The following is a 26,717-nucleotide window of genomic DNA, read 5'->3' as shown; positions in this document are numbered from 1 at the left end:
TCAGGCGCAAAAGTTAGCATTAACATAGCCTAAAAATGCCGTTTTGCGCATTTTTGCGCCACAACATATAGTATGCGATGCCTCTTGCGCCTTCGCGGTTTTCCGGCTTAGAATCATCCGGCGCGGCTAGGCCGGCCAGCCGAACGCGGGCGAACTCGCACCCCGCTGCCGCGCGCCCCTTGTGCGAGCCCTTGCGAGGGGGTGAAACATGGCAACGTCACGACGCGGAAAGCTATCACTTTTGACCCCGGAAGGGATCATCACGCTCGGCTTGGCAGTCTATCAATCTCACCAGAAGATGCATGACCAGAGCCCAAAATACTGGCCGATCGAGACGCACCGACTAAACCTCTTCGAAGAGGCAAGGGGAATGCATTCCGCCTATTACAGAGACGATCAGGTGGATTGGCAAACCCGGCAGGATTTGGCGGCAACGTTCACGATCCGAAACTTCGACTTTACCTGGGAGCATCTATTTCGCTTCCCGATCATCGGCCCGTTTCTGCGCGACAATCTCCCTTGGTGCGAGAATGTCTATGACGGAACCGTGCCGATCGCAGACATGCGCGCGAATGAAACGCCGATCGTGGCACTGAGCGAGATCTTCAAAGGGCAGGCAGCAAAGCTGTATCGCGGGGAGGAACTCGACACTTACCCGCATTCGACCGAAGAAATCCTGTTTGCTCTGACGGTGAGTGATCTGACCTTGGAAGCGCCCGAACCGAAGGGGCGGGGGCGGCCGCCGGGAACCGGATATGATGATACGGATTCCCCGGTAGTTCAGCGAGCGCTTGCTTTGAAAAACGCTGGCGAAATCGTTTCTAAGGCCGTTCGTAAGGCTATAAATGAGGCAGATGTTCTTCCTGGACAATCGTCCGATGCGATCGAGAAGCGTATCCGAGGAAAGGTAGATAGAGCGCTTAAGGCTGCGATTTAACCCATCATTTAACGATTTCTTTCGCGATTCAGTATTGCGAACAGGTTTTCCGATAAGTCTATAAACTCGAGTCCCTGCTCAATAAGTTGTTCTGCTGAGAAGAAGGGGCAGCCTTCGATCATTTTGGTGTCGTTGTTGAAGGACAACTGGGCGGTCGACGCAGTTTTGGCGAGACGCGCCCAAAAGCCCACAATTTCCTGATCATGAGAGATCCCGATAGGCGTGAATTCTCCGTGGGCTAATTGGTTCCTCACCTCGATCGCGTGATCTAATCTGTCACGGATGGAAAGCCACGAACGCGCAAAATCATCTCTCGGCGACAGATTTTTTACTCTCTTTTCAATCCATTCATAGCGGCCGCGACATGATTTGATGCTCCAGTAAGCTGCGATTGAGTCTTCTGCTGGCCTTTCATCCAAATGGATAAACACGGCTAGAAGACCCTGCTCCAAACCCGAGAAATGCGAAATCGCAAATCCGTAAGTGGCGTATTCGCTCCTGTATCGTTCAAAAATATTCAGCCTTCCGGATTGTATCAGAGACATTTTGGAGCGATCGCTCGATCTCATTTTTTTAACCTCACGCCCGGCCCGTCACCGTTTTCCTCGATGAAGATTACCCCGGCAAATTCAAGTGTGGTGCGGATGGCTGCGAGGGTGCGTGCATATGGCTGTCGTTGGCCGAGTTCGAATGCTGCAATTGTAGCTTTTGCCACTTCGGATCGAGCGGCCAACTCATCCTGAGAAATTCCAATAATCGCGCGCGCAGCTCGGCATTGTTCTGGTGTCATAGTCCAACCTTACAATTTTAATCTTGTCTTGTGGATTTGGTTGATGTTAGATCAAAATACTAACATTGCCATGGAGCATTCACAATGCAGAACCCGATTTCCGGGAACGTACCCGGCTTGCCTGAAATCCTCTCTATCGAGGATGATCTGATGCACCTCCAGAATTACCTCGAATTGATCGATATGGCGTCCGAAGCGCTGCACAGCGTTCATGGCAATGCTGTCGGAGAAGGGATTACGGCTGCGAAGTTCAAGATCGAGCATGTCCGCATCCGATTGTCGAAGCTGAAGGGACACTGACATGCGAGACTATACACCATTAGTTAACCCCCTGAGCCTCGAAGACCGGGCCACGCAGATTCGGCACCTGGCAACGGCTGCTCTTCGCGCCCAAGCAGGCGCTTATCCGGTCGTTGATTTCGAGTCGGTGATGGTTTCGGTGTGCGAGATCATAGCGAGGATGGCTCTCGAGCTCGAGGAAGATCTTGAAGATTATCGGCCGCGATCAGTTTCAGAATAATTCCGGGAATTTATATAAATTCTTCCCAGATTTAAATGAAATGACACTCGTTGCGGCTCGGTGCAGTCCTGATCGTATCAACGATAGAGGGCGAAACTATGAGCAATTCTGATGATGACAAGCTGTTGAAGCGTCAGGAAGTCGAAGATCGGTTCGGCATTTCACGGCGCTTTCTCGAAATCGCGGCAGTGAAGGGCGGCGGTCCCGCGATGGTCAAGTTTGGCAGGAGCGTCCGTTATCGCTGCGGAGACGTGCGCGCCTGGATCGAGCAGCATCGTCGCGCTTCAACATCGGATGATCGTCATGCCGGTTGAGGGGTGGGACGGTCGCAGTGTGGCCGATCACGTCGAGGAAGCCAAGCGCGATGCCGGAAATGCGCATCAGCTCGCACGGGATGCAACTGATGAATTGGAGAAAGTTAGCGATCGGTTGGATCAGGTTGAATCTCACCTGGTCGAGCTCGGTACGCGGCTGGATCGCCTCGCTGACGGAAAGGAAAAATGACAGACGCCGAAAGGATCACGAAAACTCTGGGCGGTGATTGGCGCGGCGGCTCCGGCCTCGCGCCATGCCCCATTTGCCAGCCGGAGGGGCGGCGCGATCAGCGGGCGCTGTCGTTGACCGATCGCGCGGGTGCGCTGCTGACCTATTGTCATAAGGGCGGCTGCGCGGTTTGGCCGGAGTTGAAGCGTATCGGCTTGACGGACGGGACTGCCAAGCCTGCCCCGGCAATTCGTTCTCATGATGATGATCCGAGCAGGCAGGTGCGATGGCGCAAAGCCCGTGAGCTTTTCGCCGAAAGTATCATCTGCGAAGGCACTCCGGCGCAAACCTACCTGGAAGCGCGTGGGATCATCGGCCTGAGATTCAGCAAGTTGCAACGCTCGCTGCGTTTCCATCCGGAAGCTTTTCACGCTCCGACCGGCCAGCGGCTCCCAGCGATGATCGCGCAGATTCGCAGCCCGAAGGGGCACGCGCTCGGGGTGCATCGCACGTTTTTGGCTCCGGACGGTTCCGGCAAGGCGGATGTGATCTGCGCGAAGATGATGCTCGGACCGTCCAGGTGGGGTGCTGTTCGGTTCGGTCCCGATGCACCTGTAATTGCCCTGGCCGAGGGAATCGAGACGGCACTTTCCGTTTCGCGCGCCTCGCGCCTGACCGTGTGGGCCTGCCTATCTACGTCCGGCATGAAGGCGGTAGTGCTGCCTCCTTTGCCTGCCGCCGCGATCGTCGTGATTTGCGCCGATCACGATCCGGCCGGATTGTCGGCGGCCGAGGATACCGCGAAGCGCCTCGAGGCCGAGGGACGCGCGGTTTCGATCATCCATCCTCAGACTGAGGGTGAAGATTTCAACGATATTTTGCGGGGTAATTCGTGAGCGGCGAAAGCGAAATAGCCGCCCAGGTGGTCGAGGCCACGAAGGCAGCGGAAAAAAAGCGGGTTGGCGGGAGCGGGAAGCGCCAGCAAAAAAGCCGCAAGCACTTCCCGTTTAAAATCGAAAACGGCCAGCTTTGGCACGAAACCAGTTCCGATCTGGACGGTGAAACCCGGAAGCGGTGGGTTCCTTTCGGATCGGAATTGAATGTTCTGGCGCGGACGCGATCACGTGAAGGCCAAGATCACGGTCGCCTTCTCGAAATCGTTGACCGTGATGGTGAGCGTCACCTTTGGGCTATGCCAGCTGCGCTGTTGGCAGGCTCTGGCGAGGCGATCCGGGCCGAGCTGTTACGCCTCGGGTGGGAGCCGGTTCCCGGTGCCGGTCGAAAGTGGCGTGATTGGTTGCTGGAATTCCTGATTGCCGCTGATCCAGAGGATCGCGCCCGCTGTGTCTCCGGCATCGGATGGCATGGCGAGGCGTTTGTTTTGCCCGATGAAACCATAACCGCCGGCGAGGCCGCCGAGCGTGTCATTTTGCAGACAGCGGCGCCGATTGATCACGCCTTGGCTACATCGGGCACACTTGATGAATGGCGCGACCAGGTGGCGCGGCAGGCGATCGGGAATTCCCGGCTTGTCCTCGCATTGTCTGCCGCATTTGCAGCGCCCTTACTTGCATTGACCGGCGAAGAGGGCGGCGGTTTCCATTTTCGCGGCTCCTCTTCATCGGGTAAATCGACTGCGCTTGCTGTCGCCGGTTCCGTATGGGGCGGTGGCGGTCCCCGTGGTTATGTCCAGAGCTGGCGCGCAACAGATAACGCGCTAGAGGCACTGGCCGCGATGCACAATTCGGCATGCCTCTGCCTCGATGAGCTTGCCCAGGTTGAAGGCCGAGCGGCGGCGCATGCCGCGTATATGTTGAGCAACGGGCAAGGCAAAGCACGTGCGGGCCGTGAGGGTCAGGCGCGGAAATCCCACGAATGGAAGTTGATATTCCTATCCTCCGGCGAAATCGGCCTCGAGGATAAAATCAAGGAATCTGGCGGACGGGTCGCCGCGGGAATGGAGGTCCGGGTTGTCGATCTGCGCGCCGACGCCGGTGCCGGTCTCGGCCTGTTCGAGGATCTTCATGATATCCCTCACGCGGCAACGTTTGCGCAGCGCCTCAAGATCGCATCCGGTCGATACTACGGTAATCCGTCACGGGAATTTTTACGTGCATTGGTGCCGAACCTGGCTGAATGGCGGACCGGCATTGAAGGGATGCGGAAGGAATTTCTCGCGGCAGCCGTACCGATCGGCGCAGATGGTCAGGTGCGCCGGGTCGCAGATCGCTTCGCGCTGGTTGCCGCCGCTGGCGAGGTTGCGACCAATCTTGAAATTACAGGCTGGCCCGAGGGGGAGGCGCTTCGATCTGTTTTGCGCTGCTTTAAAGACTGGCTGTCCGAGCGTGGCGGGCATGGCTCCGGCGAGGTAGCGGACGCCAAGGCGCGCTTGCGCCGCGCTATCGAGGCTGACGGGCATAGTCGCTTCTTGCCTTGGTTCCACGATCCCCGGACGGTGATCCGGACGAATGCCCTCGGGTATGTGAAGCGGCCGATTGATGATGAACCGGCCTCGGTGCCTGAATTCTACCTGCATGCTTCCGGCATGGCGGAGCTTCTCTCCGGGCTCGATCGGAAAGCGGTCCTCGATGGGTTGGCCGATGACGGAGTGATTGTTCGTCACGAAGTGACTAGGCGCGGCTCGAAGGTTTTGGACCTGTCAAAGCCGTTCAAGGTGCCGTCCGAAAAAGCGTTGGTCAGGCTTTATCAGATCGATCTGGCCGCACTCACGGGGGAGGTTGTGCATAGCAATGACTGAGCGCGCGCCGGATTGGGATGGTTTGCGAAAGTTGTTCGCCCGGTTGCGGCAGGAACAGGCTGCGTACGATCCCGATTTGGCGCGTGATCTGGCTGAGGAACGGGCCGCGATCATGGAATTCGATGGCGGACTTGACCGGCGCGAGGCCGAGGCGCGCGCCGGGGTATCAACGGATTATAAAAATCGAAAGGATCCAAGCAATGACGACGACTGATGAAAATCGGCGGGCCGTGAAGAATGCCATCACGGCGACGGCCCAAAACCTGGTCGAGGAAGCGGGCGCTCCCTTGGGTGCGGTGATCGATGAAATGCTTCTCTTTTGCGCCACCCATTTGGCTATTTATGCCGGGAAAGACAGGGCGCAGGAGGTATTTGCGAATTACGCGGAAATTTCCGCCAGATTCAATGTCGAAAACCTGCCGAAGGGTGTGACGAATATCAACTGAAACCTTGTTTCGTGCCTGCGCAAAGGGTATCTTGGTGTTGACCTGATCGGCCCCCTTACCGACTGTCAGCTTCGATAGCACCGGCCACCTAACCGGGCACGATTCAAGAGCGGGCATCACGCCCATTTCTTCCGTGTCAACAAGAGGTGGCTATGGAAATCACTCAAAAATATGCAGACGAATTGCGCACGGCAGCTGCGATCGAGCTTGAGGCCAAGGCAGACAGCGAGGGCCGTATCACCGGATGGGCGTCAACCTATGGCGGCGAGCCGGACACTTACGGCGATATCGTTGCGCCTGGCGCATATCGGAAATCGCTGGAAGAGCATGAAAAGCGCGGTACCATGCCGGTCATGCTATGGCAGCACCGGGCTGAAATCCCGATCGGACGCTGGCTGTCTTTTCATGATGAAAAGAAGGGGCTTCGCGTCAACGGCCAACTCAACCTGAAAACCGAGGCAGGACGGGAAGCTTTCGAGCATGCCCGGGCAGGTGACGTTGGCGGGTTCTCGATCGGGTATTCCACCCCTAAGAACGGTCGGCGCTATGTCGGTGACGGTGCCTGGCTCCTCGAGGAGGTTGATCTGGTAGAAGTCTCACTGGTCACCTTGCCCGCGAACCGCAATGCCGTGGTGACGGGCGTCAAGGAAGCCCCCCTGCTTTCCACAAAATCCGAAGCCGTCAGGTTCCTACGCGATGCAGGGCTGTCGAAGGCGGCTGCGCAACGCTTTGCGGCGGGAGGTTTCCCGGCGCTGGCACCTGCTACGGACGCGCATGAGCGCGCCATGAAACTGGCCGAGCAAATCGAGCAGGCCACCACGAAAATGAGGAACTACAATGCAAGGTAATCAAGATATCCGCGCAGCCGCTGCTGCGCGTCGACACCTGATCGAAACCAAGGATGTGGGCGATCCCTTCGAGGCTCTGTCCAAGAAGTTCGGGCAACATGCCGATCTGACCCTTGATAAAATCAAAGAGGTCGAGGAAAAGACGGCTGAAAATGCCGCATTCACCCAAGACCTGGCGCAACAGTTCTCGTCCCTAGGCAGGCGGGGCGGTTTCGATTTCGGTTCTTCCGGCAGTGAAACCTGGGGCGAGCAATTTGTTGCAAATAATCAGCTGAAAAGCTTTGCCGAGGATCGGAGCCGTCCCGGCCGGTTCCGGATGGAAGTCAAGGCCACGCTGACCAATGGCCCGGATAGCGCCGGGGCGATGGTGCGTCCGACCCGAGATCGCGATATCACCACGATGTCGCGTCAGCAGCCAACGATCCGTGATTTGCTTTCGGTGGTCGAGGTTTCGGGAAACAGCGTCGAGTATGTCAACCAGACTCAACGCCCAACTGCGGCTGCGCCGGTGGCTGAAACGGCCTTGAAGCCTGAGTCGGCCATGGTATTGGAGCTTGTCACGGTCCAGACGCGCGTGATCGCGCATTGGATTCCGGCTTCGCGTCAAATCCTCGAGGATGCCCCGCAGCTGCGCGATCTGATCGATACTGAATTGCGCGATGGATTGCGCGAAGCCGAAGAGTTGCAAATCTTGGCAGGTGATGGCGTCAGCCCGAATCTGCACGGTCTGATTCCACAAGCCACTGCTTACGTTGATCCGCTGGCACTGGCAGGGCCAACGCAGATCGACACGATCGCTACCGCGATCCTGCAAAATTCGTTGGCGAATGAACCGGCTGATGGCGTGGTGCTGCATCCCTCGGACTTCATGGCAATGCGCCTCCTGAAGGACAATGATGGTAAATACATCCTCGGGGCTCCGGGCAGTGAGGTTGCGCCACGCTTGTTTGGTCTGCCCGTGGTTCAGACCACCGCCATGCCGAAAGGCGACTTCCTGGTTGGCCGGTTCGCAGCTGCGGCCACGATCTATGATCGTTGGTTGCCGTCCGTCACTGTATCGACCGAACATGCCGATTTCTTCACTCGGAACATGGTTGCGATACTGGCCGAGGAGCGGCTGGCGTTGGCCGTGAAGAAGCCGAGGGCTCTCACCTATGGGCAGTTCCCGGCTCCGGCTCCCTGATACAGGATAAAGATTTAGCGCGGCACAGGCCGGGGCAGAGATGCCCCGGCTTTTCTCATGAACGGGAGGGGTGGTTAAAAACTCTGAAAGTCGGATCGCCGCAGACCCGCGTCCCACTCATTCGGAGATTTTTTTTCGTTGTCGGCGCAATTTCGGCTGACCGGCAAGATTACAGTTTATCTATTCGTTTCAGTCTGTTGCGATAGATGGCGCTATGCCGCTTCTTGCGCATGAAGTGACCCCATTTTAGAGCTATTTTTTCCTTCCCGGCTCCCGCCGTAATGGAGTTTACAATAATATCAATAGCTTGAATGGTTACACGATTTTAAGATTTGTAACCTGTCTGTAACCTATGAGAGATAGAAAAAAGTATTTAATATATAATAAAAACATATACTTATATATATCGGTTACAAGGTTACAAGGTTACAGGGTTACAACGCTTTTTACAGCTTCCCGTTCATGTTCGGTACCCTGTTTTCCTGCTGCGTTTGGCTGCGTTTTTCGTGGTAGACCTGTGGTAGCCGCGCAAAGAAAAAGGCTTAGGCGGTTTCGCCTAAGCCTTTGAATTCTTTGGTGAGCCCGACAGGATTCGAACCTGTGACCCACTGATTAAAAGTCAGTTGCTCTACCAACTGAGCTACGGGCCCAACGGGGGGTTTACTAGGTGCCCCCGCGAGGAGCGTCAAGCGGAAATCATTCCTCTCTGGCGGATTTTTTTACGGCACCTTATATGCGGAGCATGAGTGTTGATCTTCCTGCCGCTCTGCCCTTCATGAAGATGCACGGGCTGGGCAATGATTTTGTCGTGATCGATCTGCGCGCCGGGGGACAACCTCCGGCGACAGGATTGATCATGCGCATTGCCGACCGGAACCGGGGGATCGGTTTCGACCAGCTTGCGACGATAGAAATGGATGCACAGGCCGATCTGCGGCTGAGATTCTGGAATCCTGACGGATCGGTCAGTGCCGCTTGCGGGAACGCGACACGTTGCATTGCGCGCTATGTCATGGATGAAACCGGCCGTGACCGCCTGAGTTTGCGCACCGATCACGGGACCCTGCAGGCCGAGGATGCCGGGGCAGGGCTGACACGGGTGAATATGGGCCATCCCGTACTTGATTGGCGGCAGATACCTCTGGCACGGGATGTCGATATCGATCATTTGCCGATTCCGGGCGATCCCGTTGCGACGGGCATGGGAAATCCGCATATGACCTTCTTCGTCGAGGATGCCGCCGCCGTCGATCTGGAAGGATTCGGAGCCAGGCACGAACATCACCCCCTTTACCCCGAACGCAGCAATGTCGAGATTGTGCAGGTTCTGTCCGCCGATGAAATCCTGCTGCGGATATGGGAGCGGGGGACGGGCCCGACACTGGCCTCTGGCTCTTGTTCCTGCGCGGCAGCGGTGGCGGCGGCGCGGCGCGGCCTTACAGATCGGCGCGTCAAAGTGAATGTGCCGGGCGGCGTCCTGCATATTGACTGGCGCGAGGATGGCGTCTGGATGGAGGGCGCGACTTCGCATGTCTTTTCAGGCGTTCTGACACCGGAATGGTTATCCGAATGAGCGCGCCGGTCTTTTCCACACTTGGTTGCCGCCTGAACGCCTATGAAACCGAGGCGATGCGCGAGATGGCCGAATCGGCGGGAATGTCGGGGGCGGTCGTGGTGAATACCTGCGCCGTGACTGCCGAGGCCGTGCGGAAGGCGCGGCAGGAAATCAGGCGGCTGGCGCGGGAAAATCCGGGCGCGCCGGTGATCGTGACCGGCTGCGCGGCGCAGACCGAGCCTGAAACCTTTGCCGCCATGCCTGAAGTGACCCGGGTGATCGGCAATCACGAGAAGATGCAGCCCGAGACATGGGCGAATATGCGCACGCCCGACCTGATCGGCGAGACCGAGAAGATCCGCGTCGATGATATCATGTCGGTCAAGGAAACGGCGGGGCATCTGATCGACGGATTCGGCCGGCATCGCGCCTATGTGCAGGTGCAGAATGGCTGCGACCACCGCTGTACCTTCTGCATCATTCCCTATGGCCGTGGCAATTCGCGCAGCGTGCCTGCGGGCGTGGTGGTCGAGCAGATCAAGCGTCTGGTGGGGCGTGGTTTCAACGAGGTGGTCCTGACCGGCGTCGATCTGACGTCCTGGGGCGCCGATCTGCCCGGGCAGCCCCGGTTGGGCGATCTGGTGATGCGGATTTTGCGGCTGGTGCCGGATCTGCCGCGCCTGCGGATCAGCTCCATCGACTCGATCGAGGCAGATGAGAATCTGATGCTTGCGATCGCAACCGAATCCCGGCTGATGCCGCATCTGCATCTGTCGTTGCAGGCGGGCGATGACATGATCCTGAAACGGATGAAACGCCGTCACCTCCGCGATGATGCAATCGGTTTCTGCGAAGAAGCCCGCCGCCTGCGCCCGGAAATCGTTTTCGGCGCGGATATCATCGCGGGTTTTCCGACCGAGACCGATGCGATGTTCGAAAATTCCCTGCGACTGGTCGAGGAATGCGGCCTGACCTTCCTGCATGTCTTTCCCTATTCCGCTCGCAAGGGAACTCCGGCGGCACGGATGCCCGCGGTAAAGGGGCCGGTCATTCGCGAACGCGCGGCAAAGCTGCGCGAGGCGGGGGACAAGGCGTTACAACAACATCTGACCGCACAGGTCGGGCGTGTTCATCATGTGCTGACCGAAGGGCCGCGGCTTGGCCGGACGGAACAATTCACCGAAGTCAGCTTTGCGACGGAACAGCCCGAGGGCACATTGCTGAAACTGGAAATTTCCGGGCAGGACGGCACGCGGCTTGTGGCGTGAATGACGCGGCCGGTTTCGCATTCGATGTGATCGGGCCGGGTTTCAGAACAGGCTGAGCTGATCGCCTCTTCGTGCCGGAGGACCGAAGCGGCTGCAATCCAATGGCGGCCTGCTTTCCCGAAATCCCAGACGTTTCCTCGCCAACCGGAACCGCTGACGCATCAATTGCGCCTCTATCCCGGTGCCGGTGAAGCGAAATCCGTAACGCGGATCATTATCGCGACCGCCGCGCATGGCCTGAACCCGGTTCATGACATGTGTGGCCATCCCCGGCCGATGACGCTCCAGCCAGTCCCGGAACAGCGGCGCGACCTCCCGCGGCAGGCGCAGCGGGATCATGCTTGCCCTTCTGGCTCCGGCATCACGGGCGGCGGATAATATCGATTCGATCTCGGCCTCGGTCAGGACCGGTATCACCGGGGAAACCATGATCCGGACCGGCACGCCCGCATGCGACAACTCCCTGATCATGCCAAGCCGGGTTCGGGGGGCCGGTGCGCGCGGTTCCAGAAGCCGTGCGAGTTCGGCATCCAATGTGGTCACGCTGATCCCGATCTCCGCCTGATCCTTTGCCGCCATCTCGGCCCACAGGTCGATATCGCGCAGCACCGTCCGCCCGCGCGTCACCAGCGTCGCCGGATGGTTCCAGTCACGCAGCACCCGCAGAATTCCGGGCATAATCGCCAGCTTCGCCTCGATCGGCTGATAAGGGTCGGTATTGGTCCCCAGGGCGATTGGCGCGGCATTGTAGGAAGGCCGGGCAAGCTCTTTCTCAAGCAGTTGCGCTGCGCTGGGCTTGGCGGTGATCTTCGTTTCGAAATCCAGCCCCGGCGACAGCCCCAGATAGGAATGGCTGGGCCGCGCATAGCAATAGACGCAACCATGTTCACAGCCGCGATAAGGATTGATGGAGCGATCAAAACCGATATCCGGCGAGCTATTGCGCGTGATGATCGAACGCGGACGCTCGATCATCAGATCGGTTTTAAGCAGGTGGGTTTCCTCTTCGATATCCCAGCCATCGGATTCGCGTATCCGCTGAAGCCGTTCGAACCGGCCATCGGGGCGGGTATCCGCGCCGCGGGCTTTCAGGCGTTCATCTGGATTGCGAGGTGGCAGCATGGGATATATATAGAACAAAACAAGAACAAAATCCAGCAGAACTTTTCATCGCCGCAATGGTGAATCTGCAGGTTTCTTTCCCTGAACCGCCCTAATAGGGCCGGTCCATCCGCGCATAGGCGGCAATTCTGCCTTTTGCGGGACTGGACCAGTTCAACCGGATCTGGCGTTTGCGCGTGCCGATCTGGGTCTGCACCCAGGGCATTTGGGTGATCGCGTCACCAGAGGCATTGGTAATCCGGCTTTCGGCCACGACAGAGGCGACAGACATCGCCTGGCCTTTGAAGGGTAACCCGTTCAGTTCCGGTGACGTCCATGTTTTGGACGCACCGGTCTGATTGATCGAAACCAGCAGCGGATTCGCGACATAGGTAGAGACGCCGTTGAAAGTGTTCTCCGTGAAATGCACATTCCGCATCTTGCCATAATCGAGCTCCGCGATCGAATTATCCACGCGCTCGATCCGCTCCACGATGCTGTCATGCGTTTTGAAGACATTCCCCACGACGGATAGTCCATGCAGGTAATGTCCCGCCCCATATGGCTTGACGACCAGCCAGGAAAACCACGGGACGGAACTGCCGGTCAGGAATGTGTTGCCCGTGATGGTCAGGGCGCCGAAGCTGTATTGCTGGCCATTGAAATCCGGGTATTCGCTATGTTCATTCGTCCACTCGATCGAGGCATTGTCGACATAGTTCCCGGTGATCGTGACCTGCACGTGCGGCTGCGTCAGCACCAGCCCGGCATAACGCAGGCCCGCATCCGCGCTGTCGCCCTGAAACCAGTGATTGCCGCTGATGATATGACCGCCGCCATGAGCGATCATGAAATGCGCGAAACGCACGAACCGGCTGTGACGGATCTTCACGTCATTCGCGTTGACATTGATGGCGATGCTCCTGCGTTCCTGTGCAAGGATGTCGAGCTCGTTCGAGATGAACTGACAGCTATCCACCATCAGATCCTGACAGCCCCGGCCAATCGAGGTGATTCCGCGATCTTTGGGGCGGGTGATATAGCAGTTGCGGATCGCATTGGTCTGGCCGTCGCGCGCCAGCATGATCGCACTGGCGACGCCCTGGCAATTGATGTCGAGATCCACGAAATTGAAGCGGGCAAGCTGTTCCAGCCCCGAAAAGTCAAGCAGGTAACGGAATCTTTCGAAACTGTAGCGCCGGGTTCCCGCACCACCGTATAGCGGCTGAGACAGTTCCAGCCTGCGCCTGTCGATGTTCCGGCTTTTGACATAGACCTCGCGGCCGACGCCGGTTCCCGTCACCTGACTGCCGGGCTCGATCGTCGCGATATTCTCGACATTGGTCAGTGCCGTCGGATCGGCGGGATCATAGCTTGCCGTGCTACGCGCAAGTTTGGAATTCCACGCATCTCCGGCAGTGGCAAGCAGACTGCCATTCGCGATCACCCGCCGATTGGAATATCCGCGCAGATCGGGTGCCAGACGATGCACTTCCAGCGGTTCGGCAATCTCGACCCTGCGCCCGCACAGATCGAGAGTCACGTGATCGGTATATCCCAGCAATGCTTGCAGGGCTTTCTTGAAGCCCGGGGTTTCGCCTCCGAACGCATCCGCATAGGTCGGCAGGTCGAAACTTTTCAACAGCGACACTCGTGTCGAAGCTGATGTCTTTAATCTACCCTTGAAGCGGATCCGTGAATTGATGCTCAGATTGCCGCCGATGAAATATTCGCCCTCGGGCACAAGGATGCTGCCGCCATTCGCCGCATGATCGGCGGCAAGGAAGGCGTCGCGATCATCGGTGATCCCGTCGCCTTTGGCGCCAAAATCCAGAACATCCACCCAATCGATTAGCGCAGGGACAAAACCGGTCGTGACATTCTCGATCCGCAGGGATTCGATCCGGACCGCGCCGCCATTGTCGCCGATCAGATCAAGGCCGAAATGACCGAATGCCGGTTTGATGCCCCAGGCCAGATCCACTCCGGGGCGGGATCCCGGGCCGACAATGGCACTGACCTCGACGATCTGGTTATATTTCCGGATCGCAACCACGGGCCCCGTCTGGGTCAGTCCCGATACATGCATGCGCGCCTGGTCGCGCGGCCAGCCGGCGATACGAACGCTGCATAACGGCCCTGAAAGAATCTTGACCCTCGCCGAGACACGCAAATAGGTGCCCGGAATGACCGGGGTGTCGCCCTGATATCGTATTCTTGTGGTCGCTCTTTCCTTGCGGATTTCCAGACAGGTGCCGAAATGCTGATCATCCGGAACGATACCCGCATTATGCGCCTCGGCCCAGTTTGCCTCGTTCTCGGTGCCGTTGCCCTGTGACCAAAGCTCAAGCCCGGCGCTGAACGGCGCAGGCGTAAGCAGAAGGTGATTGGTGATCGCGATTGTCATGCCCTGTCTCCCCGAAGATGCGATGCGGCAAGCAGGGGATTCCCTCTGCCGCAGGGGCAGGAGATAATTCACCAATCGTTAATCCGGACTGAACAGAGCGGGCGTTGCGATCCCTGAAGAGGCGATGTGGCAGGGTTTCTGCAGAGGCGGGCAGGGGCGGTGGTTGCCATCCGCTCCTGCCGGAAATTCCTATGACGATTGCGCTGCCAGCAACTCACCGGCAAGCGCGCGTTCGATCAGATCGCGGGTTTCATCGATCCCGTAAAGCGCGACGAAGCCGCCGAACCTCGGTCCCTGATCCGCGCCCAGCAGCACCTGATACAAGGCACTGAACCAGTTCCGCAAAGGTTCGAACCCGTGGTCTTTTCCGACCGCGAACACCATGGATTGCAGGGTTTCCGCATCAACGGGCTGGCCCCATTCGGCCAGCCGCGCGGCCAGATCTTCCATCGCCCTGCGCTCGATATCGTCCGGAGCCCGGAACTGCCGTGCAGGCGCCACGAAATCGTTGAAATAGCGCAGGGCGAAATCTGCAGCCTGATCGAGTCCGGGATGGGTTTCGGGGCTGGCTTCGGGCGCATAGCGGCGAATGAAACCCCAAAGCCCCTCCTTGCCCGAGGCGCCCGCGACCGAGGCGAGATTCAGCAGCATCTGGAACGACACGACCAGATCCGAGGCGGGCACGTTATCGCCATGAATATGCCGCACCGGGTTCATGAGTTTCTGTTCGGTGGTCTGTTCCGGATAGGCGCGCAATTGCTGATGATATTCGTCCACCGCCTTGGGAATGACGTCGAAATACATCCGCTTTGCCGTCTTGGGCTTCTGATACATGAAGTAAGACAGGCTCTCGGTGGCAGCATAGGTCAACCATTCGTCGATCGACAGGCCGTTGCCCTTGGATTTGCTGATCTTCTGCCCGTTCTGGTCAAGAAACAATTCATAGGTGAAATGTTCCGGTTTCCTGCCGCCAAGTATCTCGCAGATACGATCATAGATCGGCGTATTCGTGGAGTGATCTTTCCCGTACATCTCGAAATCCACGTCAAGCGCGGCCCACCGGGCGCCGAAATCGGGTTTCCACTGCAATTTGACCTGACCACCCGTCACCGGCAGGGTCAGTTCCTCACCCTCATCGTCGAAGGTGATCGTGCCGGCACGGGCATCGACATGCTTGATGGGAACATAAAGCACGCGTCCGGATGTCGGGCTGATCGGCAGGAAGCAACTATAGGTCTGCTGCCGCTCTTCGCGCAGGCTGGCCAGCATCACCTCCATGATCCTGTCATATTGCTCGGCCGCACGCAGCAGCACCGGATCGAACCGGCCCGAGCGATAGAAATCGGTGGCACTGATGAATTCATATTCGAATCCGAACGTGTCCAGAAAGCGGCGCAGCATGGCATTGTTATGCTGTCCGAAACTTTCATACTGCCCGAACGGGTCGGGCACCGAGGTCAGCGGCTTTTGCAGATGTTCGCGCAGCAATTCGGGTTGCGGCACATTCTCCGGCACCTTGCGCATTCCGTCCAGATCGTCCGAGAAGCAGATCAGCTTGGTCGGGATATCGCTGATGATTTCGAAGGCGCGGCGGATCATCGTCGTCCGCGCCACCTCGCCAAAGGTACCGATATGCGGCAGACCCGAGGGGCCATAACCGGTCTCGAACAGAACGTAACCCTTCTCGGGGGGCTTCTTTTCAAAGCGTTTCAGCACCCGGCGCGCCTCTTCGAACGGCCAGGCCTTCGATTTCATCGCGGCATCGCGCAAGGTGGTCATCGCATTTTCTCCTGTAACGGGACCTTGCCGCCTTATTGAAAGGCCGCGCAATCGTCAATATTCTGGTGTCCGACCCTGACGGAGACATGACATGACGACGAACTTGCCTTCCCTTTCGCCCTGCGATGCGCTGGTTGCCGTCATGGTCGCCGTTTCCGCCTCGGATGAGAACATGCGCACTGCCGAACTTGTGGCGATTCAGCGCATGGTCGATCATGCACCGATTTTCGCGGATTATGACGACGACCGGATCCGCCCCGTCAGCCAGACCGTCATGGCTCTGTTTGAAGAAGAGGACGGGCTTGACGCGTTTTTCGGTCTGATCCGCGAGGCACTGCCCGAGAAACTTTATGAAACCGCCTATGCGCTTGCCTGCGATGTCGGCGCGGCCAATGGCCGTCTTTACGAAGGCGAAATTGCCATGCTTGCGGAGATTCGCGATCAGCTTAACATCGTGCGCCTGCATGCCGCCGCGATCGAGCTTTCGGCGCGGGTACGCCACCGGGTGCTGTAACGCAGTCGCTGCGCCTGGGCGGACTGCCCGCTCCTGAAGGATTGCGGCAGGAAATCTGATCGACGTTAACCCCGGCCTGCAGTCGTCAGTCGCCGGATCAGCCGCCCCCGCGCCGCGGGTAACGGATGGCCGACCAGTTCCGCCGCAAGCCGGCCTTCAAGAAAATGCCCTGTGATGGCCAATCCTTCGGCAAGCCCATTGCCGCGATTGTCGCCCGCGCCGCCAAGCATTGCAGGCAAGGGCAATAGCCGCTCTGCCCATTCTCCGGCGCCTTCCCGGCTGACAGCCCGGCCCGAACGCGGGCTGACATATGCCAGCCCATCCCGTGTTCCGGTCACGGCGCATGTGTTCAGATCAAGGCCGAAGCCCATCTCGTCAAGCAGGCGCATTTCCCAATACAGGTAATCTTCCGCCCAGTCGCGGCCCTCATCCATGGCATCCAGCAGCGCTTCGGTTGCTGCGACCAGGGCCGGATGCGGATCGCGCTCGGGCAGTACAAAGCGCAGCAGCGCGCATACCGCATTCAACCCCGCCAGCCCAAGAGGATCCGCCAGAAGCGCCGCGCGTTGCCGGACCGGTTCGACCGCGAAATGTCCCAGATGATTCTCCTGTCGCGCCCGCCAGTGTAACGCCAGACGCGATCCGGGTTGCAGCAGCGCCGCCCGCTTCCGCGAGGCCCCGCCGGGCACCAGCCCGACATGGCGGCCATGTTGCAGGGTCAGCACATCCAGAATGACCGCGGTTTCTCCATGTGTCCGGGCAGAGATGACGGTGCCTTCAGCCTGCCATTCCATGATCGTCTTTCTCAAATGCGGGCATCAGGCTGGCATGATGCGGCGTTTCGCACAAGCCTCGTCCTTTACACAGCGCCTTTTTGCCCAAATTCAGCCGCGACCGCGATCCTGACGGATATCGCCGATCGTCAGGACCGGCGCGGCCTCGATATCGGCAGCGTTCAGCATCAAGGCAACCCTGTTCAGCACGGACAGGATCATCTGCTGCTCCCAGGCTTCCAGTTTCTGGTAATTGGCAACGAAATGCTGCTGCAGCGCGCTGGGAGCGCTGCGCAAAGCCTCGACCCCGGCGGGGGCGATAACGACATGGGTCTGTCGCCTGTCCGTGCTGGAACGTTCGCGGCGGACCATTCCACGGTTTTCAAGCTGATCGACAAGCGCGGTGACGGTCGCCTGACGGACTCCCATCTGGTTGGCCATGGCGGTCGGCGTGGCGTTGCCTTCCTTGCGTCCCGACAGGATTTGCAGCACGCGCAACTTGGCAGGCGTCAGGCCCGCCGCCTGCGCCAGTTCCCGCTCGTACAGCTCGGTCGCCCGCAGAATACGCCGTAAAGCGATCAGGGTATCGTCAAGTCGTTTGTCATCGGAACCGTCCATAGGCGCATCATCACATGAAAGATCGAACCGGTTCAATCTGTAAGCGTCGTGTAAAATATTTCGCTTGACTAATGACTTTCTGACATCGCATCGAGGTGATATATAAAAAAATTCATAAAAATACAGTAAATTAACTGAAAATGGCCAAAATGTGCCGATAAGGTTGCAACCAAAGCGTGTTTTTATTAATTAGTATCACGAAGCAATTCAGAGGCCTGATTAATGCCCAAGGACGTGAACGAGATCGAAAAGCAACGCATGCGGACACTTGTCCTGCGCAAACCCCGCAGTACCGACGGCTCGGCCATCTGGGAACTGGTGCGGGAATGTACGCCGCTGGATGAGAACTCGATGTATTGCAATCTCGTGCAGGCCGAACATTTCAGCGACACCTGCGTATTGGCCGAGATGGGTGGCGATATCGTCGGCTGGATCTCGGGCCACATGATCCCGAACGAGGATGCGCTTTTCGTCTGGCAGGTGGCTGTCAGCCCGCGTGCGCGGGGTCTTGGGCTTGGCCGCAGGATGCTTGAACATCTGATCGGCCGCGATGCTTGCGCGGAAGCCGACCGGCTGAATACCACGATCACCAAGGATAACGAGGCATCCTGGGCGCTGTTCCGCAGCTTTGCCCGCGAGGTCGGCGGAGAGATTTCCGACAAGGCGCATTACAAGCGCGACACCCATTTCGATGGCCAGCACGCGACCGAACATATGGTGACGATTACTCTTCCGGCCGCGGATGAGGCGGAAACCTCCGACGCCGCCTGAGACGTGCCTTGCATCCCAGGAATTCATCAGAACGCACGACGTGCGAAAGGACTTTCAATGTCTGACAACATGATTACGAAGCATGACTCGGAAATTTTCACGCGCCGCGAAAGCGAAGCGCGCTCATATTGCCGAAGCATTCCGGCGGTATTCACATCCGCGAGCGGTTCGATCCTGACCGATCAGGACGGTGTGGATCATATCGATTTTCTGGCTGGCTGCTCATCGCTGAATTACGGCCATAACGATGCCGATATGAAGGATGCGCTTGTTCGGCATATCACCTCGGACGGGCTGGCCCATGGGCTGGATCTGCATACCGATGCCAAGGCCGGCTTTCTGAAGGCGTTCGAGCATCATATCCTGAATCCCCGTGACATGGACCACCGTGTGATGTTCACCGGTCCGACCGGCGCGAATGCCGTCGAGGCGGCGATGAAAATTGCTCGCAAGGTCACCGGACGCACGAATATCATTGCCTTCACCAATGGTTTCCATGGCGTCACGATGGGCGCCCTGGCGGCGACCGGGAACGGCTATCATCGAGGCGGCGCGGGCATGGACAAGCAGGGCGTCACCCGTATGCCCTATGACGGCTATGCCAAGGATGTGGATGCTGCCGCGTTGCTGGACCAGATGCTGTCCGATGCCTCTGGCGGGATCGACGCGCCTGCCGCGATCATGCTTGAGACCATACAGGGCGAGGGCGGGCTGAACGCCGCCTCGGGCGAATTTGTCGGCAAGATTGCCGATATCGCGAAAAAGCACGGAGCATTGCTGATCATCGACGATATTCAGGCAGGCTGCGGCCGCAGCGGCACCTTCTTCTCGTTCGAGAAGATGGGCGTCATGCCGGATATCGTCACCATGGCGAAATCCGTCTCGGGCTTCGGTCTGCCGCTTGCGCTGGTGCTGGTGCGTCCGGAATATGACGTGTTCGGCCCTGCCGAGCATAATGGCACATTCCGGGGCAATACCCATGCCTTCGTGACAGCCCGTGTCGCCATCGAGAAATTCTGGGCGGACAAGGCATTCGAAACGGAACTGGCCGAAAAGGCAGTGCTGATCGAGACGCGTCTGACCGAACTGACCGATCTGGTTCCCGGCGCTTTTCTGAAAGGGCGCGGCCTGATGCGCGGCGTTGATGTGGGCACCGGCGAACTGGCCGATGAAATCTGTGGCCGTGCGTATGAAAAGGGCCTGATCATCGAAACCTCTGGCAGTGACGGGCAGGTCGTCAAAGTGCTTGCCCCGCTGACAACCTCGGTCGAGATTTTCAACAAGGGATTTGATATCCTGCTGGAATCGGCAGAGGAAGTCCTTGCCACAACCAAGATAGCTGCGGAGTAACAAAGATGATCGTGCGTGATTTCAACAAACTGAAAGATACCGATTCTTCGGTTTCGGATGCCCGGTGGAATTCTGTCCGGATGCTGCTGGCCGATGACGGGATGGGATTCTCGTTCCATATCACCACACTGGAAGCCGGCTCCGAGCATACATTTCATTACAAGCACCATTTCGAAAGCGTCTATTGCATGTCGGGCAAAGGCTCGATCACCGATCTGGGCACCGGCGAGACACATGAGATCAAGCCGGGCGTCATGTATGCGCTGAATCTGAATGACAAGCACACCGTGCGGGCCGAGGAAGAACTGGTCATGGCTTGCTGCTTCAACCCGCCCGTGACGGGCAAGGAAGTGCACCGTGAAGACGGCTCTTATGCTCCGGCGGAAGAACTGACGGACTGAATATGACCCATACTGTCGAGAAAATCGGCGGCACATCGATGTCGCGCATCCATGAATTGCGCGACACGCTGATCATCGGAGATCGCAAGGGGGCCGAACTTTACGGACGTATCTTTGTCGTCTCGGCCTTCGGCGGAATCACCAACCTGCTGCTGGAACACAAGAAATCCGGTAAGGCCGGGGTTTACGCGGCCTTTGCCAGCTCGGATTCCGATCATGGCTGGCATGAGGCGCTTGATCGCGTGGCCGAAGCCATGACCCGGGCGCATCAGGCCGTTCTGGACCATCCCGCTGATATCGAGCGTGCGGATGCATTCGTCCGCGACCGCATCCTTGGTGCCCGCAACTGCCTGATCGATCTGCAGCGCCTGTGTTCATACGGTCATTTCCGGCTGTCCGAGCATATGATGCAGACCCGCGAACTTCTGTCGGGGCTGGGCGAGGCGCATTCCGCCTTTGTCACTACGCTGATGTTGCAGCGAGCCGGGGTGAACGCCCGCTTTGTCGATCTGTCGGGCTGGCAGGACGACGGCGATGTCAGTCTTGACCAGCGTATCGGGGGCGCGATGGATGGTGTCGATCCCGCGAATGAAATGCCCATCGTCACTGGCTATGCGCAATGCAGCGAAGGTCTGATGCGCGAATTCGACCGCGGTTATTCGGAAGTGACCTTTTCGCGGCTGGCGGCACTTACCGGCGCGCGCGAGGCGATCATTCACAAGGAATTCCACCTGTCCTCCGCCGATCCGAACCTTGTCGGGCAGAAGGCCGTGCGCAAACTGGGGCGGACGAATTACGATGTTGCGGACCAGCTTTCCAATATGGGGATGGAGGCCATCCATCCCAAGGCAGCCAAGACCCTGCGTCAGTCAGGCGTACCGCTGCGGGTCACCAACGCGTTCGAGCCGGAGGATCCCGGCACCCTGATCGACGACCAGCCCACGGATGAAGCGCGGGTCGAGATCGTGACCGGGCTTGATCTTTTCGCGCTCGAACTGTTCGAGCAGGACATGGTCGGTGCGAAAGGATATGACGCCACGGTGCTGGAAATCCTGACCCGGCATAATGTGAGGATCGTCTCCAAAGTATCCAATGCCAACACGGTCACGCATTACGTCGACACGTCGCTCAAGGTTCTGCGCAGGGTCGAAAAGGATCTGGAGCAGCGTTATCCCTCGGCGCTGGTGACATCGCGGGCGATCTCGATGGTGGCAGCGATCGGGCGCGATCTGAATGGCTTGGCCGTGCTGAGCCGTGGCCTGAACGCATTGGCCGATAACGGCCTGGAAGCAATCGGCGCGACACAGGGGCCGCGTCCGGTCGATGTTCAGTTCATCGTGGAACGCGACGTCATGAAGCCTGCGATCCGGGCTTTGCATCATGCGCTGGTCGAACAGGAGCCGCAGGGGCTGTTGAAGGCAGCGTAAAACGGCATTGCCCGTGAGTGAGGATTCCGGCCCGCTGGCTTTGCCTGCGGGCTGTTTTCATTCATGGCCGCGCCAGCGCCCGCGTCTTTGCTTGCTTAATCGTTCATGTTGGATTAACTGCATCTTGCTTCGGTTCCGGGCGTCATGCCCGGTGAAAAGGGAACGCGGTGCAAACCCGCGACTGCCCCCGCAACTGTGAGCGGCGAGCGAAGCCGGAGGATGCCACTGTCTGCCTTGTCGCGGATGGGAAGGCCCGGCCAAGCGAAGACCCGCAAAGTCAGGAGACCTGCCAAAGCGATCACCCTGAGTGCATGCGAGGGGCATGCGCGATACGGTTTTTCCGTCGTGGTGATACTCGTGACCGGCAGCCGGTCTGTCCGGGCAAAATGTATCCAGCCCGCCACCGGGCGGCCGACAGGAAATCGACAGATGAGAATTATCGCAATTCTGACTGTAACCACAGCACTTACGGCAGTTTCCTCGAATGCGCAGGAGCCTGTGCTTCTGTCCGAGATTACCCTGACCGCTGGCAGCGAGGCTACCGAACTCAGCCGTTCGGGCAGTTCGGTTTCGGTGCTTGACGAAGACAGTCTCGCGAACCGGACCGGGCAACCCATCGCGCAAAGCATCAGCCGGTTGCCGGGAGTCACCATGACTCAGTCCGGTCCGCTGGGGACGACCGGCGCATTGCAGGTGCGCGGCGCGCCTGCGCAATATGTGCCTGTGATCATTGACGGAATCGATGTCTCGGATCCGGCGGCGGGGCAGCCCGCTTTCGATATCGGCGGCATGTTTGGCGCGAATCTGTCCCGGGTTGAGCTTTTGCGCGGAACCCAATCCTCGCTTTATGGCTCGCGCGCCGTGGGAGGTGTGCTTTCTATGCAGTCCCTGCGCCCGGAACAGGACGGGATTCACCATCGTTTCGGGATCGAGGCAGGCAGCTTCAATACGCTATTGGCCAGTTACGGCGTCACGTTGCGGCAGGGTGGAACGGATCTGGCGTTCTCGGCCAGTCGGATCCACAGCGACGGATTTTCCGCCAAGGACGAGAATGACGGCAATTTCGAGCGTGACGGTTACGACGCCACTCGCCTGAACTTCTATGCGGCGCAGGAATTGCAGAACGGGGCCATTATCGGCCTCAACGGTTTCTGGGAAAAAAGCGAGGGCGATTTCGACGAATTCGGCGGTGATATCACGGGCACACCGGGCGATGAATATAACGAACGCGAATCCTATGGGCTGCGTGCCTTCGCGCATTTCTCGACTGGCGAGGTTCAGCATGATGTCGCCCTGACCCGCTATCATATCGACCGCATGAGTTGGACGAATGATCATGGTGATCCTTTTGTCGGCACCCGCACCAAATTGTCCTGGCAGGGCGCAATGGATCTGGGCGGCGCGGGCACGCGCCTGATCATCGGCGCGGATACCGAGAAGGAAAAATCCGAAGGCAACGGCGATTCCCGCATGTCGGGCGCTTTCGCTGAAATTGCGGTGCCGGTGAGTCCTCGGCTTGACGTCAACGCCTCGCTGCGCCGCGATGAGCATTCGCGTTTTGGCGGCTATACCTCGGGCCGCCTGACCGCGGTTTATCGCGCCAGCGAGGATTTGCTGTTCCGCGCTGCGGTCGGCAATGGTTTCCGGGCGCCATCGCTGTACGAGCTATACGATTCCTACGGCAACCCTGATATGGAACGCGAGGAAAGCGTGACCGCTGAACTCGGTGTCGAAAAGCGTTGGGGAGATGAGAATTATCTGCGTGCCACCGCGTTCTACACCGAAGCAGAGAACCTGATCGGCTTTGATACGGAGTCGGTGTCCTGCAAGAGCGCGGTCGAGACAGGCTGGCCGGGATGCTACGCGCAGGTCGATGGGAAGGCCCGCCGCAAGGGGGTGGAACTCGATGGCCGCTTCGCCATTGGTACGGGCCGTGCCCTGACGGCATCCTATACCTACACGGACAGCAATGTAATCGCGAACTGGGCGGATGTTCCCGCGCATAGTCTTCACCTTGGCTTCGAGACGGAATTCACAAGCGGGACCACGGCAGGTATCTCGCTGCGATATCTGGCCGATCGGCCGGGAGAGCTGGAGGATTTCGCCACGCTCGATCTGCTGTTCAGCCATCCCCTGACCGAAAACGCCCAAGCCTATCTGCGCATCGAGAATATCTTCGACAAGCAATATCAACTGGTTGACAGCTATGGCACTCCTGATCGCTCTGTCTATGCGGGGCTGCGTGCGTCGTTCTAGGCGCATCTGCGGCTGGGTGGCGGCGATGCTGATCGCCGCAGTCCTTCCTGCCGAGTCCGCGCCGCAGCGTGTGGTGTCGATGAATCTGTGCACCGATCAGATTGCCATGTTGCTTGCGGCGGAAGGACAGTTGATTTCGGTCAGCGATCTGGCGGCGGATCCCCGGATGTCGTCGATGGCGGACAAGGCTGCGGCGTACCAGGAAAATCATGGCCGGGCCGAGGAAATCTATCTGATGCGTCCCGATCTGGTTATTGCGGGGCAATTCACGCAAGGGCCGACCGTGCAGATGTTGCGGCGGCTTGGGATCCGCGTCGAGGTTTTTCCTCCGGCCGAAAGCATCGAGTCGATCCGCAAGGAGATCCGCCATATGGGTGCGTTGCTGGGCCGTGAAAAAGCCGCGGAAGCCCTGCTTGCCGATTTCGACGAGGGTCTGGAGACTACCGCCAGCAAGACCCGGCGCGGCAGGGCTGCGCTTTATTATGCGAATGGTTTCACCTCCGGGCGGAACACGCTGGCCGGGACGATTCTGGATGCCGCGGGCTATGACAATGTCGCCGGAGATTTCGGCATCGACGACACCTCGGCGCTGCCCATGGAACTGATCGTGATGTCGCAGCCGGACCGGGTGATTACCGGCTCGAAATGGCCCGGGCAATCCCGGTCCGAGGCGATCCTTGATCATCCCGCCCTGAAGAAACTCTCATTCGGGATCGCCGAGGCGACGGACCGGGATTGGGTTTGCGGCACCCCGTATATTCTTCGCGCCATCGGGGATCTGCAATGAAGCCGGTTTTCGCCCTCCTGACCCTGCTGATGCTTGGGCTGTTCATCCTGTCTTTGGTGACCGGTCCCGCCGATCTGAGCATGGCTGACAGTCTTCTGGCGATGATATGGGGCGGAGACGGTCCGGTTCCGATCGTCATGCGCGAGATCCGTCTGCCGCGCGCGATCCTTGGGCTGGCGATCGGCGGGGCGCTTGGACTTGGCGGAGCGGCGATGCAGGGCTATCTGCGCAATCCGTTGGCCGAGCCGGGGCTGATCGGCGTCTCGGGGATGGCCGCGCTTGGGGCGGTTCTGGCGATTCAGACCGGAATGGCCCTGAACGCGCCACTGGCATTGCCGCTATCGGCTTTGATCGGCGCGGCGGCCGGAGCGGGTCTGCTGATCCTGCTGGCCGGTCCGGGCGGCGGGTCGGTCACGCTGATCCTTGCCGGAATTGCCATCTCGGCATTGGCGAATGCCGGGACGGCATTGGTTCTCAACCTGTCTCCTAACCCTTATGCGGCGAATGAGATCGTCTTCTGGCTGATGGGATCGCTGGCCGACCGCTCGATGCTGCATGTCGCGCTTGCCTTGCCGTTGATCCTGCTGGGCGCTGTGCTGGTCTGTGGCACGGCGCGCGGGCTGGATGCACTCACGCTGGGTGAATCCGCGGCGATGTCGATGGGAGTTTCGGCGGTGGCGCTAAGATGGCGCCTGATCGCGGGGCTGGCGCTTATGATCGGCCCGGCAACTGCGGTCGCCGGAGTGATCGGCTTCGTGGGGCTTGTCGTTCCGCATATCCTCAGGCCGTGGGTTGGCGCGCGCCCGTCGCTGCTGTTACCGGCATCGGCGCTTGGTGGTGCGATCCTTGTGCTGACTGCGGACATCGCAGTGCGGATGATCGTGCCCGAGAGGGATCTGAAACTGGGCGTGCTGACGGCAATCATCGGTGCGCCGCTGTTTCTGCATCTGATCTGGAAGACCCGCAGCGGAGGCAGGATATGAGTTTGCTCGAACTGCGGGAACTTTCGGTGATCCGGCGCAATCGGCAGGTGCTGAACGATGTGAGCCTGACCATTAGCGAAGGCGAACTGGTCGGGCTGATCGGTCCGAACGGTGCGGGAAAATCGACCCTGATGGAGGCCGCGCTGGGGATGATCCCGTTTTCCGGCAGTTCCAGCCTTGCAGCGATGGGAACGGAAGGGCGCGCCCGCAAAGCCGCCTATCTGCCGCAATCGCGTGAAATCGCCTGGCCCGTCAGCGTCGAGGATCTGATCTCGCTGGGGCGCCTTCCCTGGCCGGGCGGCGGATACAGGGCAGAAGACAGGGATGCCATCGAATCCGCCATCACCCGCATGGAGCTTCAGCCATTCCGTCATCGGACCGCGCTGCGCCTTTCGGGAGGCGAACAGGCGCGGGTTCTGATTGCGCGGGCATTGGCGCAGCAAACCCCGCTGATCGTCGCGGATGAGCCGGTCGCGGGGCTTGATCCGGCGCAACAGCTTGCCTGTCTGCGCCTGTTCCGGCAGCTCGCGCAAGAGGGCAGAGGCCTGCTTGTATCGTTGCACGATCTTGGGCTTGCCGTCCGGTTCTGCGACCGTCTCGTGCTTCTGGCCGGGGGAACGGTGCTGGCAGATGGCGATCCCCGGCATGTGCTGCGGGACGAGATGGTTCAGAACGCCTTCGGCATCACCCTCCGTCATGTCGAAACACCAGACGGGCCGACGGTTCTGCCGGTCTGAGGCCGTGCAGGGGAAATGTCCGGGA

Annotated in this window: 28 protein-coding genes, 1 tRNA gene and 1 riboswitch; of the genes, 21 read left to right on the top strand and 8 right to left on the bottom strand. The window is 59.1% G+C overall.

All coding sequences use genetic code 11. From position 1 onward, the window contains the following. Window positions 1–208: 208 nt before the first annotated feature. Entirely contained in the window at window positions 209–937 is a 729-nt protein-coding gene (locus D3P04_RS10695) for a hypothetical protein (RefSeq protein WP_147391914.1), read from the top strand. 8 nt (window positions 938–945) lie between these two features. Here D3P04_RS10695 and D3P04_RS10690 read toward each other — a convergent pair whose 3' ends face one another. Next, window positions 946–1,506, bottom strand: a complete 561-nt coding sequence (locus tag D3P04_RS10690; protein ID WP_119748664.1) for a hypothetical protein — start codon at window positions 1,504–1,506, stop codon at window positions 946–948. After that, window positions 1,503–1,727 carry a helix-turn-helix domain-containing protein gene (locus tag D3P04_RS10685; RefSeq protein ID WP_119748662.1) on the bottom strand — a complete coding sequence of 75 codons (225 nt, stop codon included), beginning with the start codon at window positions 1,725–1,727 and terminating at the stop codon, window positions 1,503–1,505. Before D3P04_RS10685 ends, D3P04_RS10690 begins: the two co-directional genes overlap by 4 nt. A gap of 84 nt (window positions 1,728–1,811) precedes the next feature. On the opposite strand from D3P04_RS10685, the gene D3P04_RS10680 reads away from it, so the two are divergent. From D3P04_RS10680 to D3P04_RS10635, 9 genes are all read left to right on the top strand, one after another. Further along, window positions 1,812–2,027: a hypothetical protein gene (locus tag D3P04_RS10680; protein ID WP_119748660.1), complete on the top strand. Its 216-nt coding sequence runs from the start codon at window positions 1,812–1,814 to the stop codon at window positions 2,025–2,027. A 318-nt stretch (window positions 2,028–2,345) separates the two neighbouring features. Continuing rightward, complete coding sequence (locus D3P04_RS10670; protein WP_119748656.1) at window positions 2,346–2,561, top strand: helix-turn-helix transcriptional regulator; 216 nt, start codon at window positions 2,346–2,348, stop codon at window positions 2,559–2,561. Then, window positions 2,551–2,751: a hypothetical protein gene (locus tag D3P04_RS10665; RefSeq protein ID WP_147391913.1), complete on the top strand. Its 201-nt coding sequence runs from the start codon at window positions 2,551–2,553 to the stop codon at window positions 2,749–2,751. Before D3P04_RS10670 ends, D3P04_RS10665 begins: the two co-directional genes overlap by 11 nt. Then, window positions 2,748–3,626 carry a DUF7146 domain-containing protein gene (locus D3P04_RS10660; protein ID WP_119748652.1) on the top strand — a complete coding sequence of 293 codons (879 nt, stop codon included), beginning with the start codon at window positions 2,748–2,750 and terminating at the stop codon, window positions 3,624–3,626. Before D3P04_RS10665 ends, D3P04_RS10660 begins: the two co-directional genes overlap by 4 nt. Next, window positions 3,623–5,488: a DUF927 domain-containing protein gene (locus tag D3P04_RS10655; RefSeq protein WP_119748650.1), complete on the top strand. Its 1,866-nt coding sequence runs from the start codon at window positions 3,623–3,625 to the stop codon at window positions 5,486–5,488. The genes D3P04_RS10660 and D3P04_RS10655 overlap by 4 nt, the downstream gene beginning before the upstream one ends. Continuing rightward, window positions 5,481–5,702 carry a hypothetical protein gene (locus tag D3P04_RS10650; protein ID WP_119748649.1) on the top strand — a complete coding sequence of 74 codons (222 nt, stop codon included), beginning with the start codon at window positions 5,481–5,483 and terminating at the stop codon, window positions 5,700–5,702. The genes D3P04_RS10655 and D3P04_RS10650 overlap by 8 nt, the downstream gene beginning before the upstream one ends. Then, window positions 5,689–5,934 carry a hypothetical protein gene (locus D3P04_RS10645; RefSeq protein ID WP_119748647.1) on the top strand — a complete coding sequence of 82 codons (246 nt, stop codon included), beginning with the start codon at window positions 5,689–5,691 and terminating at the stop codon, window positions 5,932–5,934. Before D3P04_RS10650 ends, D3P04_RS10645 begins: the two co-directional genes overlap by 14 nt. Before the next feature lie 152 nt (window positions 5,935–6,086). Then, window positions 6,087–6,782, top strand: a complete 696-nt coding sequence (locus D3P04_RS10640; protein WP_119748645.1) for an HK97 family phage prohead protease — start codon at window positions 6,087–6,089, stop codon at window positions 6,780–6,782. Window positions 6,783–6,837: 55 nt separating this feature from the next. Next, on the top strand, window positions 6,838–7,965 hold the full coding sequence (locus tag D3P04_RS10635) for a phage major capsid protein (protein ID WP_220475306.1): 1,128 nt from the start codon (window positions 6,838–6,840) through the stop codon (window positions 7,963–7,965). 574 nt (window positions 7,966–8,539) lie between these two features. Here D3P04_RS10635 and D3P04_RS10630 read toward each other — a convergent pair. Beyond that, window positions 8,540–8,615, bottom strand: a tRNA-Lys gene (locus D3P04_RS10630). Window positions 8,616–8,707: 92 nt separating this feature from the next. Between D3P04_RS10630 and dapF the strand changes: the two genes are divergently transcribed. Beyond that, window positions 8,708–9,538 carry a diaminopimelate epimerase gene (dapF, locus tag D3P04_RS10625; protein ID WP_182912805.1) on the top strand — a complete coding sequence of 277 codons (831 nt, stop codon included), beginning with the start codon at window positions 8,708–8,710 and terminating at the stop codon, window positions 9,536–9,538. Then, window positions 9,535–10,788 carry a tRNA (N(6)-L-threonylcarbamoyladenosine(37)-C(2))-methylthiotransferase MtaB gene (mtaB, locus tag D3P04_RS10620; protein ID WP_119748641.1) on the top strand — a complete coding sequence of 418 codons (1,254 nt, stop codon included), beginning with the start codon at window positions 9,535–9,537 and terminating at the stop codon, window positions 10,786–10,788. The genes dapF and mtaB overlap by 4 nt, the downstream gene beginning before the upstream one ends. A gap of 42 nt (window positions 10,789–10,830) precedes the next feature. Here the strand turns inward: mtaB and D3P04_RS10615 are convergent, their stop codons facing one another. The 3 genes from D3P04_RS10615 to D3P04_RS10605 all read right to left on the bottom strand — a co-directional run bounded on the left by D3P04_RS10615 (window position 10,831) and on the right by D3P04_RS10605 (window position 16,075). Beyond that, window positions 10,831–11,910 carry a PA0069 family radical SAM protein gene (locus tag D3P04_RS10615; protein WP_119748639.1) on the bottom strand — a complete coding sequence of 360 codons (1,080 nt, stop codon included), beginning with the start codon at window positions 11,908–11,910 and terminating at the stop codon, window positions 10,831–10,833. Window positions 11,911–12,001: 91 nt separating this feature from the next. Then, the gene (locus tag D3P04_RS10610; RefSeq protein WP_119748637.1) at window positions 12,002–14,296 is read right to left on the bottom strand and encodes a glycosyl hydrolase family 28-related protein; all 2,295 of its coding nucleotides are present in this window, start codon (window positions 14,294–14,296) and stop codon (window positions 12,002–12,004) included. 189 nt (window positions 14,297–14,485) lie between these two features. Then, a complete protein-coding gene (locus tag D3P04_RS10605; protein WP_119748635.1) occupies window positions 14,486–16,075 on the bottom strand; it encodes a lysine--tRNA ligase in 1,590 nt (529 codons plus the stop codon). 91 nt (window positions 16,076–16,166) lie between these two features. On the opposite strand from D3P04_RS10605, the gene D3P04_RS10600 reads away from it, so the two are divergent. Then, window positions 16,167–16,589 carry a tellurite resistance TerB family protein gene (locus D3P04_RS10600; RefSeq protein WP_119748633.1) on the top strand — a complete coding sequence of 141 codons (423 nt, stop codon included), beginning with the start codon at window positions 16,167–16,169 and terminating at the stop codon, window positions 16,587–16,589. Between the two features lie 65 nt (window positions 16,590–16,654). On the opposite strand, the gene recO is transcribed toward D3P04_RS10600, so the two are convergent. Both recO and D3P04_RS10590 read right to left on the bottom strand, forming a co-directional pair. After that, a complete protein-coding gene (gene recO, locus D3P04_RS10595; protein ID WP_119748744.1) occupies window positions 16,655–17,386 on the bottom strand; it encodes a DNA repair protein RecO in 732 nt (243 codons plus the stop codon). 87 nt (window positions 17,387–17,473) lie between these two features. Beyond that, window positions 17,474–17,980: a MarR family winged helix-turn-helix transcriptional regulator gene (locus D3P04_RS10590; protein WP_119748631.1), complete on the bottom strand. Its 507-nt coding sequence runs from the start codon at window positions 17,978–17,980 to the stop codon at window positions 17,474–17,476. 222 nt (window positions 17,981–18,202) lie between these two features. On the opposite strand from D3P04_RS10590, the gene ectA reads away from it, so the two are divergent. From ectA to D3P04_RS10550, 8 genes are all read left to right on the top strand, one after another. Then, window positions 18,203–18,751, top strand: coding sequence for a diaminobutyrate acetyltransferase (gene ectA / locus D3P04_RS10585; protein WP_119748629.1), 549 nt, complete (start codon window positions 18,203–18,205; stop codon window positions 18,749–18,751). A gap of 57 nt (window positions 18,752–18,808) precedes the next feature. Further along, entirely contained in the window at window positions 18,809–20,101 is a 1,293-nt protein-coding gene (gene ectB, locus D3P04_RS10580; protein WP_119748627.1) for a diaminobutyrate--2-oxoglutarate transaminase, read from the top strand. Window positions 20,102–20,106: 5 nt separating this feature from the next. Continuing rightward, window positions 20,107–20,502: an ectoine synthase gene (locus tag D3P04_RS10575; RefSeq protein ID WP_119748625.1), complete on the top strand. Its 396-nt coding sequence runs from the start codon at window positions 20,107–20,109 to the stop codon at window positions 20,500–20,502. Window positions 20,503–20,504: 2 nt separating this feature from the next. Beyond that, window positions 20,505–21,929, top strand: a complete 1,425-nt coding sequence (locus D3P04_RS10570) for an aspartate kinase (RefSeq protein ID WP_119748623.1) — start codon at window positions 20,505–20,507, stop codon at window positions 21,927–21,929. 113 nt (window positions 21,930–22,042) lie between these two features. Beyond that, window positions 22,043–22,237: riboswitch (cobalamin riboswitch) on the top strand. Window positions 22,238–22,358: 121 nt separating this feature from the next. After that, on the top strand, window positions 22,359–24,185 hold the full coding sequence (locus D3P04_RS10565; protein ID WP_119748621.1) for a TonB-dependent receptor plug domain-containing protein: 1,827 nt from the start codon (window positions 22,359–22,361) through the stop codon (window positions 24,183–24,185). Continuing rightward, a complete protein-coding gene (locus D3P04_RS10560; protein WP_232844967.1) occupies window positions 24,172–24,972 on the top strand; it encodes an ABC transporter substrate-binding protein in 801 nt (266 codons plus the stop codon). Before D3P04_RS10565 ends, D3P04_RS10560 begins: the two co-directional genes overlap by 14 nt. Continuing rightward, window positions 24,969–25,955, top strand: coding sequence for a FecCD family ABC transporter permease (locus D3P04_RS10555; protein WP_119748617.1), 987 nt, complete (start codon window positions 24,969–24,971; stop codon window positions 25,953–25,955). The genes D3P04_RS10560 and D3P04_RS10555 overlap by 4 nt, the downstream gene beginning before the upstream one ends. Beyond that, window positions 25,952–26,692 carry an ABC transporter ATP-binding protein gene (locus D3P04_RS10550; protein WP_119748615.1) on the top strand — a complete coding sequence of 247 codons (741 nt, stop codon included), beginning with the start codon at window positions 25,952–25,954 and terminating at the stop codon, window positions 26,690–26,692. The genes D3P04_RS10555 and D3P04_RS10550 overlap by 4 nt, the downstream gene beginning before the upstream one ends. The last annotated feature ends 25 nt before the right edge of the window (window positions 26,693–26,717 follow it).

The sequence above is a fragment of the Paracoccus onubensis genome (genome assembly GCF_003591515.1).
Taxonomy (GTDB): Bacteria; Pseudomonadota; Alphaproteobacteria; order Rhodobacterales; family Rhodobacteraceae; genus Paracoccus; species Paracoccus onubensis.
Note: the sequence above shows the minus strand (reverse complement) of the source record. Positions and strands in the feature narration are given on the sequence as shown.

Coding starts and splice junctions, on each gene's coding strand:
- D3P04_RS10660 (WP_119748652.1), top strand. CDS start 2,748: ATGACAGACGCCGAAAGGATCACGAAAACTCTGGGCGGTGATTGGCGC.
- D3P04_RS10685 (WP_119748662.1), bottom strand. CDS start 1,727: ATGACACCAGAACAATGCCGAGCTGCGCGCGCGATTATTGGAATTTCT.
- D3P04_RS10615 (WP_119748639.1), bottom strand. CDS start 11,910: ATGCTGCCACCTCGCAATCCAGATGAACGCCTGAAAGCCCGCGGCGCG.
- D3P04_RS10555 (WP_119748617.1), top strand. CDS start 24,969: ATGAAGCCGGTTTTCGCCCTCCTGACCCTGCTGATGCTTGGGCTGTTC.
- D3P04_RS10550 (WP_119748615.1), top strand. CDS start 25,952: ATGAGTTTGCTCGAACTGCGGGAACTTTCGGTGATCCGGCGCAATCGG.
- D3P04_RS10695 (WP_147391914.1), top strand. CDS start 209: ATGGCAACGTCACGACGCGGAAAGCTATCACTTTTGACCCCGGAAGGG.
- D3P04_RS10640 (WP_119748645.1), top strand. CDS start 6,087: ATGGAAATCACTCAAAAATATGCAGACGAATTGCGCACGGCAGCTGCG.
- D3P04_RS10665 (WP_147391913.1), top strand. CDS start 2,551: ATGCCGGTTGAGGGGTGGGACGGTCGCAGTGTGGCCGATCACGTCGAG.
- D3P04_RS10575 (WP_119748625.1), top strand. CDS start 20,107: ATGATCGTGCGTGATTTCAACAAACTGAAAGATACCGATTCTTCGGTT.
- D3P04_RS10610 (WP_119748637.1), bottom strand. CDS start 14,296: ATGACAATCGCGATCACCAATCACCTTCTGCTTACGCCTGCGCCGTTC.
- D3P04_RS10645 (WP_119748647.1), top strand. CDS start 5,689: ATGACGACGACTGATGAAAATCGGCGGGCCGTGAAGAATGCCATCACG.
- mtaB (WP_119748641.1), top strand. CDS start 9,535: ATGAGCGCGCCGGTCTTTTCCACACTTGGTTGCCGCCTGAACGCCTAT.
- ectA (WP_119748629.1), top strand. CDS start 18,203: ATGCCCAAGGACGTGAACGAGATCGAAAAGCAACGCATGCGGACACTT.
- D3P04_RS10590 (WP_119748631.1), bottom strand. CDS start 17,980: ATGGACGGTTCCGATGACAAACGACTTGACGATACCCTGATCGCTTTA.
- ectB (WP_119748627.1), top strand. CDS start 18,809: ATGTCTGACAACATGATTACGAAGCATGACTCGGAAATTTTCACGCGC.
- D3P04_RS10680 (WP_119748660.1), top strand. CDS start 1,812: ATGCAGAACCCGATTTCCGGGAACGTACCCGGCTTGCCTGAAATCCTC.
- D3P04_RS10650 (WP_119748649.1), top strand. CDS start 5,481: ATGACTGAGCGCGCGCCGGATTGGGATGGTTTGCGAAAGTTGTTCGCC.
- dapF (WP_182912805.1), top strand. CDS start 8,708: ATGAGTGTTGATCTTCCTGCCGCTCTGCCCTTCATGAAGATGCACGGG.
- D3P04_RS10570 (WP_119748623.1), top strand. CDS start 20,505: ATGACCCATACTGTCGAGAAAATCGGCGGCACATCGATGTCGCGCATC.
- D3P04_RS10690 (WP_119748664.1), bottom strand. CDS start 1,506: ATGAGATCGAGCGATCGCTCCAAAATGTCTCTGATACAATCCGGAAGG.
- D3P04_RS10670 (WP_119748656.1), top strand. CDS start 2,346: ATGAGCAATTCTGATGATGACAAGCTGTTGAAGCGTCAGGAAGTCGAA.
- D3P04_RS10605 (WP_119748635.1), bottom strand. CDS start 16,075: ATGACCACCTTGCGCGATGCCGCGATGAAATCGAAGGCCTGGCCGTTC.
- D3P04_RS10565 (WP_119748621.1), top strand. CDS start 22,359: ATGAGAATTATCGCAATTCTGACTGTAACCACAGCACTTACGGCAGTT.
- D3P04_RS10600 (WP_119748633.1), top strand. CDS start 16,167: ATGACGACGAACTTGCCTTCCCTTTCGCCCTGCGATGCGCTGGTTGCC.